9 protein-coding genes are annotated in these 24,151 nt (G+C 45.9%); 5 read left to right on the top strand and 4 right to left on the bottom strand.

The genetic code is table 11. The features are described 5' to 3' along the window. Positions 1-135 precede the first annotated feature (135 nt). The 4 genes from FCN51_RS00605 to FCN51_RS00590 all read left to right on the top strand — a co-directional run bounded on the left by FCN51_RS00605 (position 136) and on the right by FCN51_RS00590 (position 2,177). A complete protein-coding gene (locus FCN51_RS00605) occupies positions 136-474 on the top strand; it encodes a hypothetical protein (RefSeq protein ID WP_124296657.1) in 339 nt (112 codons plus the stop codon). A 65-nt stretch (positions 475-539) separates the two neighbouring features. Then, on the top strand, positions 540-908 hold the full coding sequence (locus FCN51_RS00600; RefSeq protein WP_160256023.1) for a hypothetical protein: 369 nt from the start codon (positions 540-542) through the stop codon (positions 906-908). Positions 909-1,087: 179 nt separating this feature from the next. After that, a complete protein-coding gene (locus FCN51_RS00595; RefSeq protein ID WP_099541890.1) occupies positions 1,088-1,474 on the top strand; it encodes a hypothetical protein in 387 nt (128 codons plus the stop codon). Beyond that, on the top strand, positions 1,422-2,177 hold the full coding sequence (locus tag FCN51_RS00590) for a nucleotidyl transferase AbiEii/AbiGii toxin family protein (protein WP_160256022.1): 756 nt from the start codon (positions 1,422-1,424) through the stop codon (positions 2,175-2,177). Before FCN51_RS00595 ends, FCN51_RS00590 begins: the two co-directional genes overlap by 53 nt. 41 nt (positions 2,178-2,218) lie before the next feature. On the opposite strand, the gene FCN51_RS00585 is transcribed toward FCN51_RS00590, so the two are convergent. The 3 genes from FCN51_RS00585 to FCN51_RS00575 all read right to left on the bottom strand — a co-directional run bounded on the left by FCN51_RS00585 (position 2,219) and on the right by FCN51_RS00575 (position 17,335). Then, positions 2,219-3,547 (bottom strand): RES family NAD+ phosphorylase, encoded by a 1,329-nt coding sequence (locus tag FCN51_RS00585; RefSeq protein ID WP_160256021.1) that lies wholly within the window; start codon positions 3,545-3,547, stop codon positions 2,219-2,221. A gap of 170 nt (positions 3,548-3,717) precedes the next feature. After that, complete coding sequence (locus FCN51_RS00580) at positions 3,718-3,927, bottom strand: hypothetical protein (RefSeq protein WP_124297688.1); 210 nt, start codon at positions 3,925-3,927, stop codon at positions 3,718-3,720. A gap of 34 nt (positions 3,928-3,961) precedes the next feature. Beyond that, entirely contained in the window at positions 3,962-17,335 is a 13,374-nt protein-coding gene (locus tag FCN51_RS00575; protein ID WP_160256020.1) for an autotransporter-associated beta strand repeat-containing protein, read from the bottom strand. On the opposite strand from FCN51_RS00575, the gene FCN51_RS00570 reads away from it, so the two are divergent. Beyond that, positions 17,310-18,106, top strand: a protein-coding gene (locus FCN51_RS00570; RefSeq protein ID WP_082779839.1) for an IS5 family transposase whose coding sequence is annotated in 2 segments (ribosomal slippage) — positions 17,310-17,649 and positions 17,649-18,106 — 798 coding nt in all. Because the reading frame shifts where the segments join, the coding sequence is not laid out codon by codon here. The genes FCN51_RS00575 and FCN51_RS00570 overlap by 26 nt on opposite strands. Here the strand turns inward: FCN51_RS00570 and FCN51_RS00565 are convergent. Next, positions 18,103-24,060 (bottom strand): autotransporter-associated beta strand repeat-containing protein, encoded by a 5,958-nt coding sequence (locus tag FCN51_RS00565; protein ID WP_160256019.1) that lies wholly within the window; start codon positions 24,058-24,060, stop codon positions 18,103-18,105. The genes FCN51_RS00570 and FCN51_RS00565 overlap by 4 nt on opposite strands. Positions 24,061-24,151: the final 91 nt, after the last annotated feature.

Raw genomic sequence — 24,151 nt, 5'->3', positions numbered from 1 at the left:
CAAAACACGCATTCGCGTTACCCTGATCATGACAGGCCTTAATATACTTATGTGCATTTTTATTGTGCCTTGCGTACCTGAGGCAGAACATCCTCGGAACACTGATTTTCCAACATTAAGCAGAGCGTGAAAAAAATGGCCACGAATGATGATAAAAATGAATTCGTAGTTGGCGCGTTGGCATGCAACGATGAAATTGTGGGTGTATGGACAGAAACAACTCATGACGACAAAAGGCAGCCTCGGCTTTTTTCGTCACGAGAAGATGCCCAGAACGCTATCGATAAGTTCGCTGCTGAGTCAGAAGAAGCCTTCAAGAGGGGCGATGTGCGATCGATCATGACCAGTGATGATTTCGCCGTCTTTGAGGCTTCCGATCCGGCAATACGTGATCTGATAATTGAGAGCTTTCCTGAATACGAACCCGACCAGTCTGTAGATGATTTACCGGATCCGAACGCCCCTTCGGCCTAAAAGGCAGTCATCGTCCACACTGCTCAAACATCTAACAACTGCGCAACAGAGAAGGTTCCTCACAAATGCCCGAAACAGAATTCTACGATCCTTTCGACAACATTCCTTTCACTGAAATATCGCTGAAAGATGCAATGGATCAGAAGAATCTCACCCAAGAAGATGTCGATTTGATTTCGGCTGCTCCAGAGATATTTGACAATGAAATTGTCTATTGGCTCTTAAAGTGCCCTGATACTGGGAGGACAACGTGCCATGGTGTTACGTTTGATGAAACAACTGCCAGAGATCAAGCCCAAGACTTCTCTGAAGTCGGTGAAATAATCTCCACCAAAACGATGACAATCAGGGAATATCTGAGAGATATTATGGGCTTAGAAGTGCCAGACCGTAGTCATTCAAATGACCTGCCCCAGGATCAGCCTTCCCCTTGATGATTTAAGGCCGATTATTCACCATCATCATTCTCTGTCCCGTTAACTGTTCTTTGTCGCACTCGGCAGGTCGCAAAGAACAGGGACTGAAAATTGTTTTCCTGATTGATTTATGTCGTGATATATAATGCATAATGTATTCTGTGCATCATAATTTATCTAAGAGGAGGGCATTATCGATGACTTCACCATCAGTATTTTCCAGTTTTCGAAATGCACGCCTTGATGACCCACAAGGCCGTTATTGGCTTAAAGCCGCTCTTAAAACTGTAAATGCCCCTCATCCGATTGAAACAACCCTAGAAGAATTCGTTAATCACCTTGTTCAGATTGTCTATTCTGACAATTTTGACCTGAACGCTGCACTGAAAGTGGCCTCTTTCATAGAGGAAGTTCCGTCACGTACCATAGCGAATATTGTCTCCAGAACTGTGTTCAGCTATCGGGAGCTCAATGATGCACAATATAAAATCCGACACGTATTGGGTAACGATCTAACAAGGACAGCAAACGGTGAGTGGATCGAAGAGATGGCCGGGTTCGAGATGGCACGAGCTTCTGCCTGATGCTATCAGCATACTTGATGCAGCAGGTCATACAGAGTGGACTTTCGGAGGTGGCACAGCCCTCGCACTTTGGTTAGATCACCGCATTAGCTATGACATCGACATCTTTACTCGTGGAGCATTAAAAAGCCTTACGAGGAGTTTCTGCGCGGAAACCAGACGTGTTTTGGGGGAAACTGGATCATCTCAATTCCCAGGTTACTACCTGAAGCTTGAGTTGGAAGGCGGAGAGATTGATTTTCTTACCCCTCATAACCTAATTGACAACCCGACTCAGAAGGTTTCACTCGCTACAATATTAACGCATACAGGCCCAATTGGCTCTGCACCAAATAATGGTGGGAGGATGATAGACGTAGAAGTGCCGTGCGAGATCCTCACACGCAAAATCATGTTAAGAGGAGAGAATTTTAAGTATCGAGATGCTTTCGATCTCGCTGCTGGTTTTTCATATGACCCAAACGTTCTTAATGCTGCTCTCGATATATTTAATGGGCAGCCTGATACTATTGATCAACTCATACAACGTTTGGAACTCATGAAAGAATCCTATGTTTCCAATGCTCCGGGGATCATCACCCCAACGCCTGGGTTTGAGCACCTTCTCGGAAATGAGGGCATAGACATTTGCCTGAATGGTGTCGGGGAACTGAGAAGCCGCATGACCCCACCTCAGAACAATTTCGGCTCCCCTGCCCTTTGATTTAACCTCAGAGTAAGGTTTGAACTAAATTTAAAATATGACTAGCAATCCTTATGCTTACCTGATTCAGTATTATCTCCCCACTTCACTGAACAATCAGAAAATGAATAGGAGATAGATTTAGCTTTTCTTATTTGTATCTCTTTACTCTTTAACTCCAATACAGGGTTATCCCAGTAAATTTTTTCCTTGGCCTGGGGGAAAGGGTCAATCTTAATTGTGTCAGTTTCTTCTTCATTCCATGCGGCACAATATTCGACTTCAGGAGCCAAAAAATTCTTATCGTCTAGTTTAATTTGAGAAGCTCTTTTGAAAATTACGACATTTTTCCCACCCTTTCGCATTGCGGAGTGACAAATAAATCCGTCAATTTTTTTTTCGAATGAGTTAGATAAGTAATCAGCGACACATTGTGTTGGTAAATAATCGATAGATTCAGATTGAGGGTTTACCGGCTTTGAAAGCCAGTGTGAAAATTGTTCTGCAAAGTATTTTCTATCCAATGTTTTTTGCATATCTGGGTCAAAGGGCGATGGTTCAATTTCATAATCACCTAAATTGGTGAGGTCTAATAATCTCAGGCTACGCAGAGGAGAGAAACTGGCAATAATTACCATTGCGTCAAGATGTGGCCGAACCTCAGCACATGCCGTTTCTGAATCAAGGGATGTATAAAGCACAGGTATGCCGATCGGATTCATCCGTCCTCCAAAAATACGGCTCAAAGGAGGAGGACCAAACTGCTCTTCAGGATTTTTAAGTATTTCTTTTACATGAGTCTCGCCACTTGCGACCCTAGCTCTATAAAGCCTTACTGAGTCATTAGCCGCAAATTCTTTAACTGCTGTTTCTGGTATGCCCTCAAAAATATCATCAAGTAACGACTTAAACTCATCATTGAAAAATCTAGAATTTGATTTCAGGTCTTCACAGGCCATATTCCATTTTAATTCCATTTCACTAAAAAACGTTGGCTCAATCGTATAACTGCAGTCTCCATCAAAACAATCGTATCCCCAATACTGAATATAGTCTTCTTGGTGATCTTTCTTCATAGCTTGAATCACACTTTGGGCAACATTGTTGCCGGCGTTAAGCAATTCTGAAATTACAGCCTCAAGACTATTACCATCTTCCACATTATTCTGTTGTTTTACATAATCGTTGAAAACAGGGAAAACCAATCTCGATAAATTTTCCACAGTAACTGCTTTATTCTCATGACCACAGAAAGAACATTTGTGAATGATCCCTTTTTTATCTATTACCGCTTTAAGATATTTCTCACCAATACATGAAGAACAAATCCATTTATCGCATGCATTCACAGAAACATTCTCTTCTCTATTTAAACCTTTATCATCAACCATTTGAATTATAACCCCTATACAATACATTCATGAAATAGCGCGTTTAACGTTGAGCCTCTTATCTATAAAAAATGCAATATGCAATTGGCAGGCAAATATTTTTTGCGTTTAGGTTTTATGCAGATATAGAAATAATATTCCACAAGATCGCCCATATGGCTTATTAAATGTTATGCCCTGAACTTTTCAGGAAATATCCTCTGAAGTGCGGAGTGAAGATCTGCCTTCTCCTCTTTAGACCATGGTGTAAACATGGAATCACAAGGAGAAACCGGCACGCATTCTCCTGAGTGTAAGCGGTTAACCACCGCTCTCACATTGGCATCACGTGCCGCGGCTTCTTTTACTGGCAAAATCAAGGGGGCAATTTTTTGATCCATGCGCTCCTCGCGACAATCATGTTTTATTTTCGGGTTACCATTGCACCCTGACGTGACCATTGATGGCATTATCACGGTATTTTTGACCAAATTGGCCTGTATATGAAAGGCCTACATCAATGTTCTTGCCGACCTTGTAAGAGACCCCTGCTTCAACAACCGCACTGTTGGCTGCTAGTGGTGTCCCAGCAACATCCATATCCGTTCCTCCAGCATACACCTGTCTGGCGGTTGGAGTGAGCCCTCCGAAAGCATGCCTATAGCTGGCAGAGCCAAAGGCATTCAGATCAATACCCTTCAAGCGGAAAGTATGACTGGCACGTGCACCGAATGTAGCAAACGTTACACCGGTATCAGCTCCATGCGTCTTCAGGGCTGCGCTGCCACCATGTTCACGAGATCCCATAAAGTCCTGATTGACGTACGCGATCTGGCCAAAAGGCTCTACTGCATAGTCCCCAACATCAAAACGATAACCGAGTTCAGCGAATGCCTGAGCAGTTCCTCCGAGACTATGGCCACTGTCACGCTCATGAATAGAGCCAACTGACACATTGCGATTGGTATTAACCATATTCCAAGTGTACGTGGCGCCAGCCCGAAGCATCAGACGTTCCCAGTGTGTGCTGGCATACCCTCCGACTGTCAGATTGTTTGCGCTCCCAGATGAGGATCGGCCGTCTTTAACACTGAAACGGTCATGGCTATAGCTAACCAAGCCACCTACTCTGATATTCGTATTATTGATCGGAGCATCCAGTCCCATAATAAAACCGGCGGCCGAATGCTTCATGTCAGCGGAGCCGCCACTCCCTCCATTATGGCCATGGTCACCAAATCCTTCTCCCCACAAAACCATACCCGTGTCACAGGCACCACCCTGCATTTTCTGTCCACTCTTCGGATCCGCCGTGCTGATATTGCCAACTGACATGTCGCACTCAGCCGATGCCATACGGTTAAATGCTGCATTCCTGATGAGTTGCGTATCCTGGATGAGATCCGTTTTGACAGATGCTCTGATTTCACCTGAAAGCGAATCATAAGACTGTCTGGCCTGAGGAGCACTCTGCTGCTCAATCTGCTGAACGATGGAATTATTCAGGCTCGTTTCATCAAGTGATGCCGCAACAGCCTTCTGGTTGCGCGTCTGTGCGAAACTTGAAAATGGAACTTCGGTATCCCGGACAAGAGATACATTAACGTCATTAGATGTATAGGTTAATCCTGGGGTTAGGAACGGATAAGCACTTTCAAGATTTGTAGTGAAAGAGCCAAATCGGCCTGTCACGCCTCCATTAGCATGCAGAATTGTAAACGTCTGGCCATATGGAAGATTTTTGTTCTGAGAGGAATTGGTGAACATCTCTGCAACCCCAGATACAATAGCATTCCCTTTAACATCCACCAGATCTGTTGCTTTTCCGTCTGTTGTGCTGACCATCTCCGAACCATTTTCAAGAACAAGATTTCCTGCGACATGAAGGGTGCCGATGGAATTACCTGCCGGAGAAAGTGTGGCGCCATTCTGGATTGTCGTGTCTCCTACAGAACCTTGACCTGCAAGAGTAGATCCAGAAACTGTTGTGACGTCACTATTGGAAGCATTGGTTTCAACATTTAATGTTCCTCCCAAAACCTTGGTAGTGCCTGTCATGCCAGAGGTGTCGCCAGTGATATCGAGCGTTCCAGATCCTTCTTTGACAAGACTTCCAGATCCAGTGATCTGGCTTGCCAATGTGGCACTTGAACTTTGATTGATAACGAGTTTGGCATTGTTCACAACATTACCGCCTGCCAGGTTACTCGCATCTGTCACCAAGGTACCACCCGTAACAATAGTGCCACCAGTATGCGTGTCCTTGCCACTCATGATGACAGTCCCTGTATCACTCTTTTCTATGACACCAGCGCCGCTGATATCATTACTCATTACAGGATCATCTTTTTGGTCGATATTAACTTTTGCACCCTCTGCAACAATGATCTTCCCAGTTCCGAAACTCGTTATCGTTCCAGTTAATGTGCCCGCGATTACGTCAGTACCACCAGTATAGGTGTTAGTGTCCTGGAGTGTGACGTCACCGATGCCTTCTTTGATCACTGTGCCAGCCCCGCTAATCTGGCCAGAAAGTGTGCCGTCATAATCCTGCTTCAGGTCGAGTGTAGCATTATTGGTGATATCACCTGTGCCAAGGTTTTGCGTGCCGGCTGTTAATGTCCCGGCTTCAATATCAGTTCCACCAGAATAAGTGTTGGTGCCCGTGAGGGTCAGATCGCCCGCCCCGTCTTTCACAAGTTCACCTGACCCACTGATATTATTAGCCATAGAGGAATTGGACGTCTGGTCTATTTCCAGAGTTCCATTATCCACGATTTGGCCAGATCCGAATGATCCTGCATCCCCTTTTACCGTCCCACCTTGAATATCTGTCCCACCTGAATAGCTGTTGATTGATGTGACATTTAGAGTGTCATCACCTGTGATGTTGTATTCCACATCGCCTGAGCCAGACACAGTGTTGGAGAATGTGGAATCACCATTTGCGGTGACCTCTAAAGAAGCATCATCCTCAATAGATCCCGAACCAAATGATGATGTGTTACCAGACAGCGTTCCGCTCTGAATATCAGTGCCACCCGTCCATGTGTTTTGAGACGCAAGAGTTAAAGTATTTGATCCTGCTTTAACCACTTTTCCCTTACCAGAGATGACGTTCTTCAGTTCACCATCCTTAGATTGGCTCAAGGTTAGCGTGGCATTATCCAAGACCTTGCCTGTGCCTAGGTTATTGACGCCTGTGGTAATATCTCCGGCTTCAATATCAATTCCACCAGTAAAGGAGTTATTACCCGCGAGCGTAACACTCCCCGCGCCTTCTTTAACAATTCCACCAGAACCTGAAATTGCATTCCCAAGGATACCATCATCAGCCTGATTCAAGGCCAAGGTCGCCTGATCCTCTATCTCCGCCTGCCCTGAGGATTTTGTGTCAAGTTCAAGAGTTCCAGACTGAATATCAATTTCACCAGAGAGAGAATTCGATCCAGTAAGTTGCAGAACACCATCACCTGATTTGATCAGTGTGCCGTTGCCAGACAATTCATTGGAAAGAACGCCAGTCACATTCTGATCAACGTTAAGAGTAGCGTCATCTACAATTTCGCCAGATCCCATTGACCCAACTGAAGCCGTCAGAACACCTGATTTAATGACAGTAGAACCAGAATAACTGTTTACACCGGATAGTGTGAGATCTCCGGCTCCATCCTTGATTACATCACCAGTGCCTGAGATCTTGTTGGCCAACGAAGCATCAGAAGATTGGTCAATATCGAGAGTAGCATTATCCATGATTGCACCACTGCCGAAGTTCCCAACGGATCCTTTCAGGGTGCCAGCTTCGATATCGGTTCCTCCAGAATAATTATTCTCACCAGAAAGGACGACCGTATTTGAGCCACTCTTTCTAACTGTGCCGGCCCCGGTAATATCGTTCCCGATCTGTCCATCACCCGCAAGATCAATATTCAGCGCAGCGTTATCCGTAATGGCGCCTTTACCGGTGCTTTTGGCATTCGTGATATCGAGACTTCCGCCCTCAATATCAATGCCATCGGTTAAAGTGTTATCACCGCCCAGAACCAATGTCCCAAGACCATCCTTCACAAGTTTAGAGCCACCGACCACATTCGCATCGCTGATGGAACTGTCTATTTCTGCGGTAATAGATGAACCAGATGTTGCGCCGTCTCCCACATTCACCTTCAGAGATTGCCCTGCAGCATAGAGAGTATCTCCACTAATTATGTAGGACTGCCCGTCCGAGTTGGCGAAATCCATCGCCCCGACGCTTACATTCCCTGATTTGTCATCGATGGAGACACGTCCTGCTTGAGCTTCAAAAATCGCAGTACTTCCAGGGTTCCAAACACCAGAAACATCGGCATCGATATTTGTCCAGTTAGTAACGCCACCCTTCCACACGCCATCCCCACCCGTGAGGGTTCCTGATGGAGTGGTATCAATAGAACCATTCCAGATTTCAGTAGACATGTTGGCCACTACCAGATTGACCTGACCATTTACAGAAGTCTGAAGGGCTGCAGCATCTCCCGCGGCGATAGGAAGAGAACCATTTATACTTGCCTCTCCGCTGAGGGTGCCGGCGTAGTCAAAGAGACGGTATACGCCTTCTGAGAGTGTAGTGCCGGAGGTGGGATCGGCGTTGACATCGATCGTCCCGCCGAGTGTCAAATCCCCTCCGACCTTAATCAGATCGTTCTGAGCACCGCCTTCTGTGCCGGCCTGGCCAAGGTCAAAGTCCGTGGTTGAGCCACTTTCCAGCGTCAAACCACCATCAATCGTGAGTGTGCCGACCTGGCCGGCATCCCCGGCCGCCAGCGTTGCTCCTCCAGCAATATCAACACTACCACCTATCGTGCCAGTACCGCCCAAGCCCGCGCCACTGTCTACACTAACCTGACCGGTAGATGCGCTGCTATCTCCATCTACATTCAATGTACCAGCGGCAACTTCCGTGCCACCTGAATGACTATCAGTGCCGCTTAACGTGAGGGTGCCAGATCCTGTTTTTTGGACAACTCCAGAGCCTGAAATATTATCCGAAATCTGACCATCTTGATCCTGAGATAATTCGATATCGCTATCATCTGTTATATTCCCAGATCCCAGACTTTCTGAAGATGCAGTCAAGGTTCCTGCGGCGACATTCAGTCCGCCGCTGAAGTCATTCTGGCCTGAAAGCGTGAGGTCAGCATCTCCTGTTTTGGTAACTGAACCAGTTCCTGTGATGGAATTGTCCATCACCCCGTCTTCGTTTTGAGAGACGGTTAATTGGCTATCATCCTCGATGGCGCCAGAACCGAATGACCCTGCAGAGCCAATAAGCGAACCGCTTTTAATCTCGGTACCACCTGAATAATCATTCTCTCCAGTGAGGGTCACATTCCCTACACCGCTTTTAACAACCTTACCCTCGCCTGAAATTGTATTGGTCAGGCCATTATCAGTGCTCTGATCAATATTCAGAAGAGAGTCAGCGTCTAGTTCAACACTTCCTTTTCCAAGATTTGAAGTTGAAGCTTCAAGTGTCGCATCTGAAACTTTCACCCCGCCAGTAAAGCCATTCTGACCGGTCAGAACTGTCTCTCCGCCAACAACATTGATTGCTCCAGAACCATTTATAGCGGCCTTGATCGTAGTTACATGGCCCGGCTCTTTGTTCTCAACTGTCAGGCTACCATCGTCCTGAATGGTATTGGCAGATGGCAATGTCGCGGAATGTGTTGAACCGTCCGCAATCGTCAGTGATGCTTCTTTCCCGATATCTATCTCACCGGTTACAGCATTGTTGCCTCCTAGTGTTTCTGAAGCGCCATCATCCAGTTTTACGACCCCAGATCCTTCAATGGCTCCAGAAAACACCCCTCCTTTCCCATCAATCTCCAGCTCACTATTTTGCCCAGTCAGACTTACGGAACCAGTGCCGTTCAGCGTACCCAGAGTGGTATTTCCTGCAACAGAAATTATGCCACCGTTATCGAGGATACTGCCCACTGTGGACCCATTGCCCGTATCAACGCTTGCTGCGTTTTCAATTTGCACCGTAGCCTGATTTGCTTGCACGCCAATCAGGCCTTCAGACCCTGATAGAACATCCAGAGAACCGTTACCGGTTATTTGACCACTGAACTGTCCAGAAGCGTCCGAAAGAGTAAGTGATTTCGCTCCGAGATTAACTGTGCCGGCGCCGGAGATGCTTTTTGTTCCTACATCACCAATGGACGTATCAAGGGAAGCCCCTGACGAAATATTCACATCGCTGTCTATGGGAGAGGCATTCACGCCTATTGCAAGCGTGCCTTCCTGAACATTGATGCCACCTGACAGAGTATCTTTTCCGCTCAGGACAATGTCACCAGAGCCAGTCTTGGTAAGTGATCCACTGCCAGAGATATCGTTAGCAAGCTCACTCTTCCCAGTAACATCAACCAGAAGAGATGTTTGATCATCAACAGCCCCAGTGCCCAGCGCTGCTGAGTTGGTGATCTCTAGAACACCACTTTCGATCTGCGTTCCTCCACTATATGTGTTGGAACCATCCATTACCAGCGTGCCCTGACCTGACTTGATCAGGCCTGCAGGGCCTTTTGCCCCATCAGTAATGGAAGCCGCAATCTCAGCTTTAATGTCTGCTCCAGAAGAAGATCCATCACCTACATCCACATTGAGGGAAGACCCAGAAGCTGAAATCGCATCTCCCGTTACATCATACGTTCCGCCATCTGTATTCGCGAATTGCATAGAGCCAACAGAGATATTTCCTTCACTATCATCAACAACAATATTTCCAGCCTGGCCTTCGAATATGGCTGATCGCCCGTCAATCCAATTTGTTTGGGCATTTGCGGCAGAATCAGTCCATGGATTACTGGTTTCATTCCAGGTTCCACTTCCACCACTCAGGACACCGTTACCTTTGCCGCTTCCATTCCAGAACAATTGAGATCCGTTGAAGACAACCAGATTTACTTGGCCATCTATGGACGTCTGCAATGATGCCTCGTCACCTGCATTGATAGGCAAGGTGGAAGATAGAGCTGTAGATCCGCTAAGGCTGCCTGCGTAATCAAAAAGACGGTACACGCCCTCTGAGAGTGTGGTGCCGGAGGTGGGATCGGCGTTGACATCGATCGTCCCGCCGAGTGTCAAATCCCCTCCGACCTTAATCAGATCGTTCTGGGCGCCACCTTCTGTTCCGGCCTTACCAAGGTCAAAGTCAGTGGTTGAGCCACTTTCCAGCGTCAAACCACCATCAATCGTCAGAGTACCGGCCTGACCAGCATCCCCGGCCGCCAGCGTTGCTCCTCCAGCAATATCAACACTACCACCTATCGTGCCAGTACCGCCCAAGGCCGCACCACTGTCTACACTAACCTGACCGGTAACTCCGCTGCTATCTCCATCTACATTCAATGTACCAGCGGCAACTTCCGTAGTACCGCTATAAGCATTAGATCCTGTCAGAGTGAGCGTGCCAGCACCTGTTTTTTGAACAGAGCCAGAGCCTGAAATGGTGTTCGAAAGTGATGCATTAGCGTCCTGCGAAATATCAAGAGAGCCATTATCAGAAATAGATCCGCTTCCAAGACCTGTTACAGAGGATTTCACAGAACCATCCTGAATATTCAGGCCTCCTGAGAAATCATTTTCTCCTGCTAGTGTCAGTTCAGAATTGCCGGATTTAGTCAGGGAACCTGTGCCCGATACTGTGTTGGACAGAACGCTATCATCATCATCGGAAACAATGAGAGAACTATTATCAGTGATGCTGCCACTACCGAATGATGAAGCAGAACCAATCAGAGATCCGCCATCAATCTCAGTGCCACCGGCATAAGAATTCGCCGCGGCCAATGTGACATTCCCATCACCTGTTTTCTCGACACTTCCATCCCCTGAAACAACTGGAGAAAGTATCCCGTCTGTATTCTGGGAAATATCAAGAATAGCCCCGTTCTCAAGAGCAATAGATCCGGTACCAACGCTTGCTGTGTTCGCTACAACATCTGCATTGGAAACAGTCAGGCCTCCGCTATATCCGTTATCCCCTTCAAGTGAGGCTTCACCACCATCAATTTCCAAAGCCCCCTTGCCGTCAATATTTCCTGTAATTGAAGTAGAGTGCCCAGAAGAGTTCTTGATAATCAGCGAACCTTCATCGTCAATATTCCCGGTCTCTGGCAGGTTTGCTGCGTGATCTGTAGTGTCAGCAACAGTGAGCGCTGCTTCATCCCCAATCTCTATTCCGCCCGACCAGACATTTTCTCCTGAAAGGGTCTGTGAAGCCCCAGAAAGAAGATTCAGTGTCCCCTCTCCAGTTATCGTGCCTGAAAACTGACCTGAAAGTCCGCAGATATAAAGAGTATCAGTTTGACTGTCATCAAATGTGACTGAGCCATACCCATTCAGAGCTCCAGTCAGGATGACATTTCCTGCCAAATTTACGCTTCCGCCGTCATCGGTTACTGAACCTACAGCAGCACCATCCGTCAGGGATATTGCCCCTAAAGAACCGACTTCGACATTCGTCTGATTAGCATCTGTCCCATCCAAAACTTCTTGACCAGATTCGATACTCAGGGTGCCGCCTGATATTTCACCTTCACCTGAAATAAGACCTGAAGCATCAGTCAGGGTAAGAGTTTTGTCTCCGAGATATACGGAACCCTCACCTGTAATGCTTTTGGTAGAAACGTCAGTTCCAGAAACATCTAGTTGAGTGCCGTTACCAATCTCGATACTGGCGTCTGTTGGAGAAGCATTGTCTGCAATCGTTAGTTTGCCACCTTGAACATCAATGCTGCCTGTAAGTGTGTCACTACCAGATAGGATCAGAGTTCCGGCACCTTCCTTGGTGAAACTGCCAGTTCCATTTAAATTATTAGAAATTTCTGAGATTGCGTGAACACCAACATTCGCAACCACGGAAGCATTATCTAAGACGGATCCAGATCCAAGTGCTGACGATGACGTTAACTCAAGAGTGCCCGCCTCAATATCAGTGCCGCCGGTATATCCATTATTACCGCCAAGGATTAAGGTCCCCAGGCCCTCTTTAACGACTTTTGAAGTGCCTGTTGCTCCATCTTCAATTGCAGAGTCAATTTCTGCTGTAATCGTTGATCCCGATGGAACTCCATCCCCCACATTAACAGAGATAGAGTTTCCTGAAGCATCAATTTCATCGCCAGTTATACGATATATGCCCCCGTCTGTATTGGAAAACTGAATTGCCGAGACAGAAATATTGCCTTGGCTATCATCTACAACGACATTGCCTGATTGGCCTTCAAATATTGCGGCTCGACCTGATGACCATTCAGCGTTGACATCAGCATTGGCATCAGTCCAGTTCGGATTTGTTGAATTCCAGGTACCGTCCCCCCCTGTCAGAATTCCGTTGTCTTTTCCGCTACCGTTCCAGAAAGCCTGAGCAGTGCTGTAAACAACCAGATTCACTTCCCCATCAATCGCAGTTTGCAAGCCAACCGCGTCACCTGCATTGATAGGCAAGGTGGAAGATAGAGCTGTAGACCCACTGAGGGCGCCGGAGTAGTCAAAGAGACGATATACGCCTTCTGAGAGTGTAGTGCCGGAGGTGGGATCAGCGGTAACATCAATCGTTCCGCCGAGTGTCAGATCCCCTCCGACCTTAATCAGATCGTTCTGAGCACCGCCTTCTGTGCCAGCCTGACCAAGCTCAAAGTCCGTGGTTGAGCCACTTTCCAGCGTCAAACCACCATCAATCGTCAGTGTGCCTACTTGGCCGGCATCCCCGGCCGCAAGAGTTGCTCCTCCAGCAATATCAACATTACCGCCTATCGTGCCAGTACCGCCAAGGGTTGCCCCATTCCCTACGTTGACCTGACCGGTAGCCCCGCTGCTATCTCCATCTACAAGCAGATCTCCAGAAGTGACATCCGTGCTACCTGTATAAGTGTTGGTACCACTCAACGTGAGGGCTCCTGCGCCATCCTTTATAAGAGAACCATCCCCACTTTGGCCTAAACTACTGCTTTGATCACCAATATTTCTAGAAATAGTGGCGTTTTCGTTCTGTTTCAGATCAAGTGTGGCACCATCAAGAACAATGTTGCCTGTGCCCAGGCTTTTGGTATCACCTGTTACGACCCCATTTTCAGCGACCAAAGATGTGCCTAAGGGCACGCCTGTATTGGGTTTTGAACCATCCAGCGTATTGATTGTTGCAGTAAGATCGATATTCCCAGAAGTCTCAAGTGTGCCTGTACCCGAGATCTGCGCAGCAAGTGTTTCCTGACCATCTTTTGAAGCATTCACAACTTCCAGCAGGCCATTATCTTCTATGGACATGCCGGATGGAATATCAGCAACTCCGCCCGTGGGATTGTCTACAATGAGAGATGCTTCAGGATTGATGTCGATGCTGCCAGACCAGTCATTTGCAACTTCATCGTTTCCAGCCGTCAGGGTTTGACTCCCTACGCCTACACCATCCCCTATGACCAATTCACCTGAACCAGTAATCTGGCCAGAGAAAGTCTCATCATTCTTGCCTAGAAGATTAAGCGTGCTTGCATTATCCAGTTGGACTTCGCCACTTCCTGACAATCCTGCAAACTGATCGGTGCTGGCCACAGTAACCTGTGCACCACCTTCAGTTTCTAGGTTCGCATTCGCAAGAGTTGATGAATCAATGTTAAGTTTGGCACTCGAACCCACTTCGAGTGATGAAATATCACCAGAAACATTCTGCAGGGTCTCTTCACCAGCCGCTATAGCGAGATCCCCATCCCCGACAAAATTACCGGAAAAAACACCAGAAGCTGAAGTTAGAGTAAGTTTGTGACCTGTGCTCTCGACTTCACCCTCACCTGATAGGCTTTTTATGGAGAAATCGTTTCCAGAAGTGTCGAGTGATGCCCCGGAGGCAACATCTACATCACTTGACTCCTCAAGCCCGGCTCCAGAACCAAGGAGAAGTGTGCCACTCTTGATGGAAGTTTGCCCAGTGATGGTCTCATCACCACTGATTGTTGTAACCCCTTGTCCAGCAAAAGTGAGATCACCACCGCCAGACAGGATGTTTGAAATGGCCCCACCTCCAGAAAGAACTACCGAGAGGTGGCTACCGGATTCAATATTAGCTCCGCCTGTGCCAAGACCATCCTGATCACTTAGAATAATCGTGCCATTCTGAATGTCAGTGCCCCCAGAGAAAGAATTATCCCCTCCAAGGGTAAGTGTTCCTCCTCCTGTTTTCACTAGAGTAGAAGGGGTGCCAGAAGCTTCAGTTATGACAGAATCAATCTCTGCGGAATTATCATCCGAGACACCAACTGACAGGCTGCTGCCCGCCACCTGAAGTTTGTCGCCTTGTATGACATACTGAGCCCCATCACTGTTCTCGAAATCCATACTAGCAACAGAAATCTGCGCTAAACTATCATCAACTGTTACACTCCCGGCTGATCCTGAGAAAACCGCGTTTTCACCCTGATCCCAAGAATGGTCAGACTGCAGTGCCACGTCAGCCCAGTTGGTATTCGATGCGTTCCATATGCCGCTACCACCATTTAGAACACCCTGTGGAGCAGTTGTCGTGCTTCCATTCCAGAGATTGTCTGCTGTTTCATAGACAACCAGATTCACTTGCCCGCTAATGGAAGTCTGTATCTGTGATGCATCGCCTACATTGATAGGCAAAGTGGAAGATAGAGCTGTAGATCCGCTGAGGGTGCCGGCGTAGTCAAAGAGACGATATACGCCTTCTGAGAGTGTAGAGCCGGAGGTGGGATCGGCGTTGACATCGATCGTCCCGCCGAGTGTCAAATCCCCTCCGACCTTAATCAGATCGTTCTGAGCGCCGCCTTCTGTGCCGGCCTGGCCAAGGTCAAAAAGCGTGGTTGAGCCATTTTCCAGCGTCAAACCACCATCAATCGTCAGAGTGCCGACCTGACCAGCATCGCCGGCCGCCAGAGTTGCTCCTTCAGCAATATCAACACTACCACCTATCGTGCCAGTACCGCCCAAGCCCGCGCCACTGTCTACACTAACCTGACCGGTAGATGCGCTGGCATCCCCATCTACATCCAATGTGCCTGCAAAAACTTCCGTAGTGCCGGTGTACGTGTTGTTGCCTTTAAGATTAAGGGTGCCAGATCCCGTTTTAACAAGATCACCCGCTTCGGATCCGTTTGAGATAACACCACTTTCGGTATCGGTATTCCCGCTTTGGACATCGAATGTCGGATCACCGCTAAGAGTAATATTGTTGGAAAGGTTGGTACCGTCAGACAGGAAAGAAAGCGATGTGCCTTCGTCCATTTCAACGGAACCCGTTCCAAGAGATGAAGGGCCATTGATAGCAATGGATCCTGAAGCAATATCAGTTCCGCCTGTATAGGTATTGGCTCCAAGTAATGAAAGTGTGCCTGCCCCTATTTTAATAAGCGTTCCTGATGAAGACCCATCACCAATAACACCTGTTAAGATGTCGCTCTGGTCAGATTGCACATTTATTGAGGATTTACCATTTAACTGGAAAATATTACTTAAGCTCAATCCATCAGAGGCATACGATAATTCCGTGCCATCTGCCATGGTGATCGCACCAGACCCAAAAGCAGAGTTATTACCAGCGGTCAAACCTCCTTCATTTATTGTGGTTCCACCGCCATAGGTATTATGGCCATTCAAAGTGACATTGCCTGTGCCATCTTTTGATACAGACCCATCCTTGGACCCGGAATCAAATATTGTATTGCTTATTAAAGCGTCATAATTTTGTGAAATATCTAGATTAGAATTAGAAAAAAGAGCAACATTCCCCTGCCCCAATCCATTAGATGAAGTTATAATTGAAGAACCGGATGCGACAATTGAACTACCTTCAAAATTGCCGTCTAAACCAACAGAAATTTCTAATAGAGATTCATTATAATTTGTGCCCGTTAATGTATTTTTGCCTTTGATAGAAAGCGTCTCACCGATCGCAACAAGATCACCATCGCCTGATATAGGTGCGGATAGTGTTTGAACATCGTTTATATCCGGTGATGAGATAAAACATAATACGCCATTATCTATTATTTTTGATGAGGCCATATTACCTGAAACTTGTGCGTCCCTGTCATATATTGCTAAAAATCCATTTGAATCAATTGTTGTTAATCCAGTATAATTTCTTTCGCCTGTTAGAAATACAAACCCGTGTTCACCTGATGCTCCAGAAATATTTAATTCACCGGAACCTTTAACCTCGCCATCCACAAATAATGCACTGGCATTACCTATTCCTTGGATATTCAGTGCACCATCAAGTACCAAACTACCTTCAATCAAATCTTCCTGATTGGGAATTATATCCTGCTCCCCGTTTGCCGAAATTACTATATCGGCATTACTGGAACTTTCTAATCCATCGACAGTTCCACCGCCAAATATTTCAGTACCTGATGCAATAGAAATTTCAGTAGATGCGTTGCCAGAATAATTTCCGCTTGCATCTTCCAAACCAACATAAACACCGGGATTATTTGCGTTTGTCGTAATCGCGCCTGAACCGTCTAAACTTTTAACATTAACCCCGATTACTGGATCTGAAGTTCGGTATAATACTGACAAAGTCCCTGATTTATCTATATCTACATCGCTACTTTCATACAGTGCGTCACTACCCAGATAAACATATAACACACCATCTTGGACTTCAGTTTTACCAGTATATGTATTAAGTCCAGTTGATGTTAATGTTAAAGATCCATCACCTGTTTTAGGGCCTGTTAGATCTTGAATTTCTTCCCATATTGTAGGGATGGAAGAAGGAGACAGAACAGGCACCTTTACGGACGAGACATGGGCGATCTGGGAACCTCTGATTGAGGAGGTTCGCCCGAGGGGCAAGACGCCGCCACATGATCTGCGGCGGACGATAGCAGCGATTTTCTGGCGTCATGAGAATGGCGCGAAATGGCGGAGTATCCCCGCTGAACTGGGTCCGTGGTGGCGGGCTGCGCAGCTTTTCATCCGCTGGGCGAAGCTCGGCGTATGGGAGCGGCTGCTCGCACTGGTTCAGGAACAACAGGGAGTGGCATTCGGAATGACTTTTCTGGATGGCACAAACATCAGGGCTCACCACAAAGCGGCGGGAGCCCAAAAAAAGGGGCCTCTTTCGAAGAGCGAGACCATCGTGAAGCACTTGGCCGCTCTCGCGGTGGCTATGGCACAAAAGTCTGCGTGATCGCTGATGGACATGGAAAAGCCTTCGGTTTTGCGCTGGCCCCTGGACAGGCTCATGAACTGCCTCTGGCACCAGCCATGCTCGACAGCCTTCCCGCCACTCCCCTGTGGGTAGTAGCGGACAAGGGCTACGCGTCGAACGCCATGCGTGAACGGATATGGGACATGGGAGCACGGCCAGCCATTCCTGCGAAACGACGCGATGGCCCGGTCGCCTGCCCCAAATGGGCCTATCGGTGTCGGCATCTCGTTGAGAACCTCTGGGCTCGCCTCAAGGAGTGGCGCGCTGTCGCAACCAGATATGAAAAAACAGCAACGTCGTTCCTCGCGGTCATCCACATCGCTGCCGCAGCAGACTGGATCAAGCCCTAACAGGCCCTAACTAAATCGGTGCTTTGACCAGATGCGTCTTGTATGACGGAATCAATTTCCGCTTTACCGGAAGAACCAACATTAACTGCCAATGTTGATCCAGATGCCTGTAAAGCCCCCCCCGTAATTGTATAAGTATTCCCATCCGTATTTTCAAAATCCATGCTTCCGACAGTGACCTGACCGGAACTATCGTCAACTGTTACGGTGCCTGAGGTGCCTTCAAATATGGCTTCTTCACCCGCATTCCATGCGTGATCCACCTGAACGCCCAAGTCTGTCCAGTTGCTGTTGCTTATATTCCATGTACCAGACCCCGCAGTTAAATTGCCTGCCGGATCTTGAGTGGCCGAGCCATTCCATATGTTAGTTTGGGTGCCATAAACAACGAGATTTACTTTCCCAGGTATTACAGTCTGAATTGCGGCAGCATCACCAGTTGCCAAAGGAACTTTCCCAAGTTTCTGAGAGCCGGACAGTTTGCCCGAATAATCATAAAGACTGTAAACCCCTTCGGGAAGTTGAGATCCCGATGCAGGGTCTGCATTAACATTTAATGTCCCGCCGAGTGCCAGATCCCCAGATAATTTGATAAGATCGTTATATGCACCGCCTTCGACACCCGGCTCACCAAGGTCAAAACTCACAATTGATTGACCAAGTAATCTTAATGATCCAAGAGAAAAAGTTCCTGCACCATCGTCCCCTGGAGATATTTCTCCATTAATACTAACTACAGAATTATCTTCTAAATTGCCTATTCCGCCAATTACGCCTTGAGACTCAACATAAATAGGTTGTTGTGAATCTGAAAGAGTTCCATCGATTAGGGTTTCTCCATAAAAAATATTGACTGCGCCAGCAAATGTATCATCACCACTTAAAATCACCTTCCCGCCGGGAGAGAGCATTATAATACCCCCCGATCCAGAAATATTCCCTGTAATTCTGATTTTATCGTAATCGCGATCGAACTCTAATTCGCCATTATCCTCAATATTGCCAGAAATGGTTACCTGATTCGAAGCGCTATTCAAGAAAATAACGGAGTTAGAAGAAATATCTATTTGTGAATTTAAATCATTATCTAAAACAAAAACTGCCGATGACGATGACCCCGTAATAGAAATCAAACTATTTGCAGCACTTTCAGGATCCAGTGTCACATAATTATAAGCCCCTTGAACAGAACCTGTAATATTTAATTTGGAACCAGCATCCATCTTTAAGTTGTAAAAATTTGAATCATCACCTCCAGTGATACTTCCCACGTCAACTGCGCCGTCAATCGTGACTGTATTTCCACCTGTTACATTAACACCTTCTGAAATGTTGGAGTTGTTAAGATCTGTATTTATTCCTGTCCCATCAATTTCAATACCCCCTTGAATATTGGAGTTAGAGAACATTTTGGATGTATTCGTTCCTTCGAGTTCAATACCACCAGTTCCTGGATCTGTTGCGACAACAGAACCTGAAAATGAACCTGAAGGATTCGTGAGAACAACGTATCCGTTTGAACTGTTAATGATTTCGCCAGAACCCTCTATATTGTTTATCTGAGTTCCACTATATGATTTATTAGTTGACGGATCTACAAATGACGCATTCGTCAAGTCCAGAACTGAACCAGATTCCAAAGTAACGTCACTTGTTTCAGCAATACTTCCGCCACCTGACAATTCAAGCGTTCCAGCCTGAACATCAGTAGTCCCTGAGTAAGTATTTGCCGCGGTCAGGTCTAAAATGCCATTGCCTGTCTTAACAAGGTCTCCAGGGGAAGATCCATCCCCTATAACACCACTGATTGTGTCAGTATCACCATCAGCAACAGAAATAGTCGGGTCACCATCAAGACTGATAGGATTTGATAAAGTCAATTCGTCTTCATCAAAGTCGATCTCAGTCCCAGCGGCCATTTCAATAGATCCGGTGCCAAAAGCTGAATTGGCTTCGTACCCCATTATGCCGGCATTGATCTTCATGCCGCCTGAGAAAGTATTCGATCCTGACAGGATAAGCTTCCCAGAACCTATCTTTGTTAGACTCCCAACCGTTGATCCATCCGAGATCACACCTGTAATTGTATCAGTTTGACCTGTGTCTACATTAATTGAAGGACTTCCTGCCAAGGTAATAGCATTTGATAAAGATAATCCAGTAAGTGAAAATGAGAGTTCAGTGCCATCTGCCATGGTCACGGCACCTGTTCCAAAAGCCGAGTTATCACCCGCAGACAGGCCTCCACCGTTTATGATAGTCCCTCCCGAATATGTATTTTGTCCACTTAAAGTGACTATACCAGAGCCATTTTTAGTCAGTTGAGATGGATAATCTCCACAAAAACTACAGTAGCTCTCTTCTATACTTTGAGATAAATTGCCATTGAAGTTCTGACTTATATTTAGAGAAGATGATTCTAGACTTATGTTCCCCAGTCCAATAGTATTTGTGTTTCCATAGATGTTTGCCAAATTAGCACCCAAAACACCATTGAAAGTACTTGCGCCTTCTAAAGAAATGCCAACATTATTTATTATAAAAATTCCGCTCCCGTCGATTTGGGCACTTATTGTCATCTCTTCTTGAGATGAAACATTCATATTAGTATTATTTTCTATAATAATAGACCCGTTATCATGAATAAATGATGTGCCAGTTATATTCGGAGGATGAGGTGTGCCATTTGAATTAGGATTATCTAGCGTTAAATCACCTCCTGATTGTACTGTAGTGACACCTGTCCAGACATTAGAACCAACAAGAGAGATCCCTCCGCCCGATGAAATGGTAATATTCCCTAGACCCTCTATTGTTCCTTTGTAACTGTCATCTTCTTGCCCATTTATATCTAATGTCGAATCTGCCTGAAGATTAATAACTCCAAAACCGCTCACACTTCCGGCTGTTACATTGCCATCTATATTCAAAAGCCCCTTATCATCGATTTCTACTGCCAAATCTACATTTGCATTCTCCAATGTCTCACCCGCACTGGATGGACCTATTTCAATGGAAACATTCGACATCCCTGATGCTGGATCAGTAGCAGATATTGTCCCTGAAAATGTCCCAGATGGCGCAGTCAACTGAAGTTCATTTGATCCAACATTTACTGTGCCTGAACCTGATAATGACGTAACTTTTGAGCCTGAAGTTAACCCAGAAATGTCGAAAGTTGCTCCACTTTCCACGTCCAAATTAGAGCTGCTAGAAATACTGCTTGTACCAGTTAAAGCCAGTTTACCATTCTGGATAACAGTGGTTCCGGTATATGTCTCTTGACTCGAAAGGTCTAATTCTCCAGAACCGGTTTTAACAAGGTCACCTGGTTCTGATCCATCTCCAATAACACCACTAATGGTGTCAACTTGTGAGCCATCCACCTCAAAGGTTGGGTCCCCAGTTAATGAAATGCCATTTGATAAAGATATCGCCCCAGATCCAAAAATAATCTCTGTTCCGGCATCCATCTCAATGGCCCCAGTTCCCAATGCGCTGGCATTGCCAATAGAGATATCGCCCTCAGCGATCTCACTCCCACCAGAATAGGTATTTGAGCCAAGAAGATTAAGTGTACCTGAACCTGTTTTTTCCAATTTTCCCTTAGTTGCGCCATCACTAATGACACCTGACAGGGTTTCTCCTAGACCATTTGAAACATTAACTATCGGAGAACCGTTTAATATCAAATCGTTCGAAAGTGACAGGGCATCATTAGAGAATGACAATTCAGTGCCATCACCCAAAGTGATCGAGCCAGTTCCAAATGCCGAGTTATTAGCTGCAGAAAGCCCACCTGCATTGATTGTTGTGCCACCAGCATATGTATTTTCGCCAGAAAGGGTGACGACCCCAGCCCCATCTTTATACAGTCTTCCCGAGTAGTCACTCCCGTAAGTAGAAGAAGCATCAGCAATTTTATTTGACAACTCTTTATTAGAATCTTCATTTACGTCGAGAATGCCGTCTACAATTTCAATACTTCCATTCCCCAAATTGTCGACACCGCCCTTTAACTCACCAAACTCGACAAAAAGAGAAATGTCAGAAATTCCGTAGGTACTAAATGTTTGTGTAGAATTTATACCTGTAAGGTTATTTATCCCCGTAACATCAACAGTTCTAAACCCAACAACAAGCGTACCATCGCCATTTAATGCTCCTACAATTGTAATTTCTGGACTTGGCGACACCGATACATCTGAGGTAGGTGCGACTGCAAAAATTCCATCATCCTGAATTGAGGCAGATTCAAATGATCCAGAACTATCTGACCCTAAAACGAACTCCCCCCCTTTCTCTATGACTATTTCACCCGTATAATCGCAATTAGATAATTCTGAATTTGGTGTATTTCTAAAGTCCAAAAAAACTTCTGCATCATTTTCCACTTCAATTTTTCCGCTACCAGAAAAAAAATCTGGAACAACAGTGCTCCTGGTGGGGTTACTATCATCAGAACCTGCCATAAACTCTAATGTAGAGCCATCATCAATAGCGAGAGATGAGAGAGGAGCAGAGGTAGAAGTATCGATATCGTTTATTTCTAACTGTTTAACTAAAGTATTGCCATTCCCTATTTCAAGCGAGGAATTCAAAGCCTCAGTCAAATTCAAGATATCATTTTGAAGAATTAGTTTCGAACCAGATATAGCTCTTGCTTGTATATGCCCATCTCCGCTCCAATCTACGTTCTCAAGCCTTTCTACCCCACCATCAATATAGAATACATCTGCTGTATCTCCACTTCCAACTGGCGTAGGGTCAGTTGTTGAAACATTTCCAGAATACAACCCATTGGGATTCATCAAGTATAGAGCATCATTTTCACCGAGAATTATCGACCCTTGTCCATTTAGAGTTCCGATCGACACACTATTTGATGTCCCGCCTCTTCCTGAAAGATCCAGTGTACCACCTGATGAAATATTAACAGGCACCCCATTCTGGTTTAATACAATTCCCGTGCCACCTAACGATATTGTCCCTTGCTCAATATCCAAACCGCCAGAAAACGTATTCGCGCCGGTCAATGCCAATGTTCCAGCCCCAGTCTTAGTTAAAAGACCTGGCGAACCTCCATCAGAGATCACTCCACTAATCGTGTCAGTTTGTGAATTGGGGACATCTACGTTGGCTGTCCCTGAAACATCTAAAGAGTTAGATAGAGTGAGTGAATCAATAGAAAAAGAAAGAGTAGAACCATCCTCTAGTGATATTAAACCTGTTCCAAATGCAGATGAATTTCCATCAATAATGGTACCAGACTCTAAATCCGTTCCACCTGAGTATGTATTAGATGCGTCTAACTCTAAAGATCCATCACCTGTTTTTACAAGACGGCCTGTGGATGAGCCGTCAGATATCACTACTCCTAAAGATGCCGCTGAATCAGTTTCAATATTTGACGATCCAGATAAAGTGATACCTCCTCCGGTAATACAATCATCACAGTTGCCTGATAAATCTAAAACACCGCCTTCTATATTCAAAAGCATTGGATAAGGATTATTAGCAGACCCAGCATAAACCATACCAAGGCTGGAACCTGAATCCATTTCAAGTTCACCAGATAATAAATCTATCTCTCCTCCCATATCGCCTTGTTTCTGATATACATATTCTTCTGTAACACGAATATCGCCGCCTAAAATCAATCTGCCTCCATTTATGGTGAGATCACCCCCCTCTAAATTGACTTCATCGTTTAGATCAACACTTCCATTTCCTTCTTTTATCAGTCCACCAATCACAACAAAGATAGTATCTGTGGTGGAGCCATCGTCGTCTTGATCTATAATCAAATCCTGACCAACGTAAATGTCCTGTCCTTTATCAAGATCGCCTGTTGTCACTGTGGCAGCAAAGGTTTGGCTCTGTGGCGTCACCATAGAGACTGCTGCTACTGAAGTAAAAAAAGTAAACAACTCAAGACGACGACGAAAGCTCATATTCTCAACCAAGCTCCAGTTGTAAGGAATACCGCAATAAATAACGGTAGTGGTGGTATGAAATTTATGGCTTAGCCTTATTATTGAAATA

It is taken from the genome of Acetobacter pasteurianus (genome assembly GCF_009914215.2).
Taxonomy (GTDB): Bacteria; Pseudomonadota; Alphaproteobacteria; order Acetobacterales; family Acetobacteraceae; genus Acetobacter; species Acetobacter pasteurianus.
The sequence above is the reverse complement of the archived record's forward strand: the minus strand, read 5'-3'. Positions and strand labels throughout refer to the sequence as shown.

Coding starts and splice junctions, on each gene's coding strand:
- FCN51_RS00600 (WP_160256023.1), top strand. CDS start 540: ATGCCCGAAACAGAATTCTACGATCCTTTCGACAACATTCCTTTCACT.
- FCN51_RS00580 (WP_124297688.1), bottom strand. CDS start 3,927: ATGGATCAAAAAATTGCCCCCTTGATTTTGCCAGTAAAAGAAGCCGCG.
- FCN51_RS00585 (WP_160256021.1), bottom strand. CDS start 3,547: ATGGTTGATGATAAAGGTTTAAATAGAGAAGAGAATGTTTCTGTGAAT.
- FCN51_RS00565 (WP_160256019.1), bottom strand. CDS start 24,060: ATGAGCTTTCGTCGTCGTCTTGAGTTGTTTACTTTTTTTACTTCAGTA.
- FCN51_RS00595 (WP_099541890.1), top strand. CDS start 1,088: ATGACTTCACCATCAGTATTTTCCAGTTTTCGAAATGCACGCCTTGAT.
- FCN51_RS00605 (WP_124296657.1), top strand. CDS start 136: ATGGCCACGAATGATGATAAAAATGAATTCGTAGTTGGCGCGTTGGCA.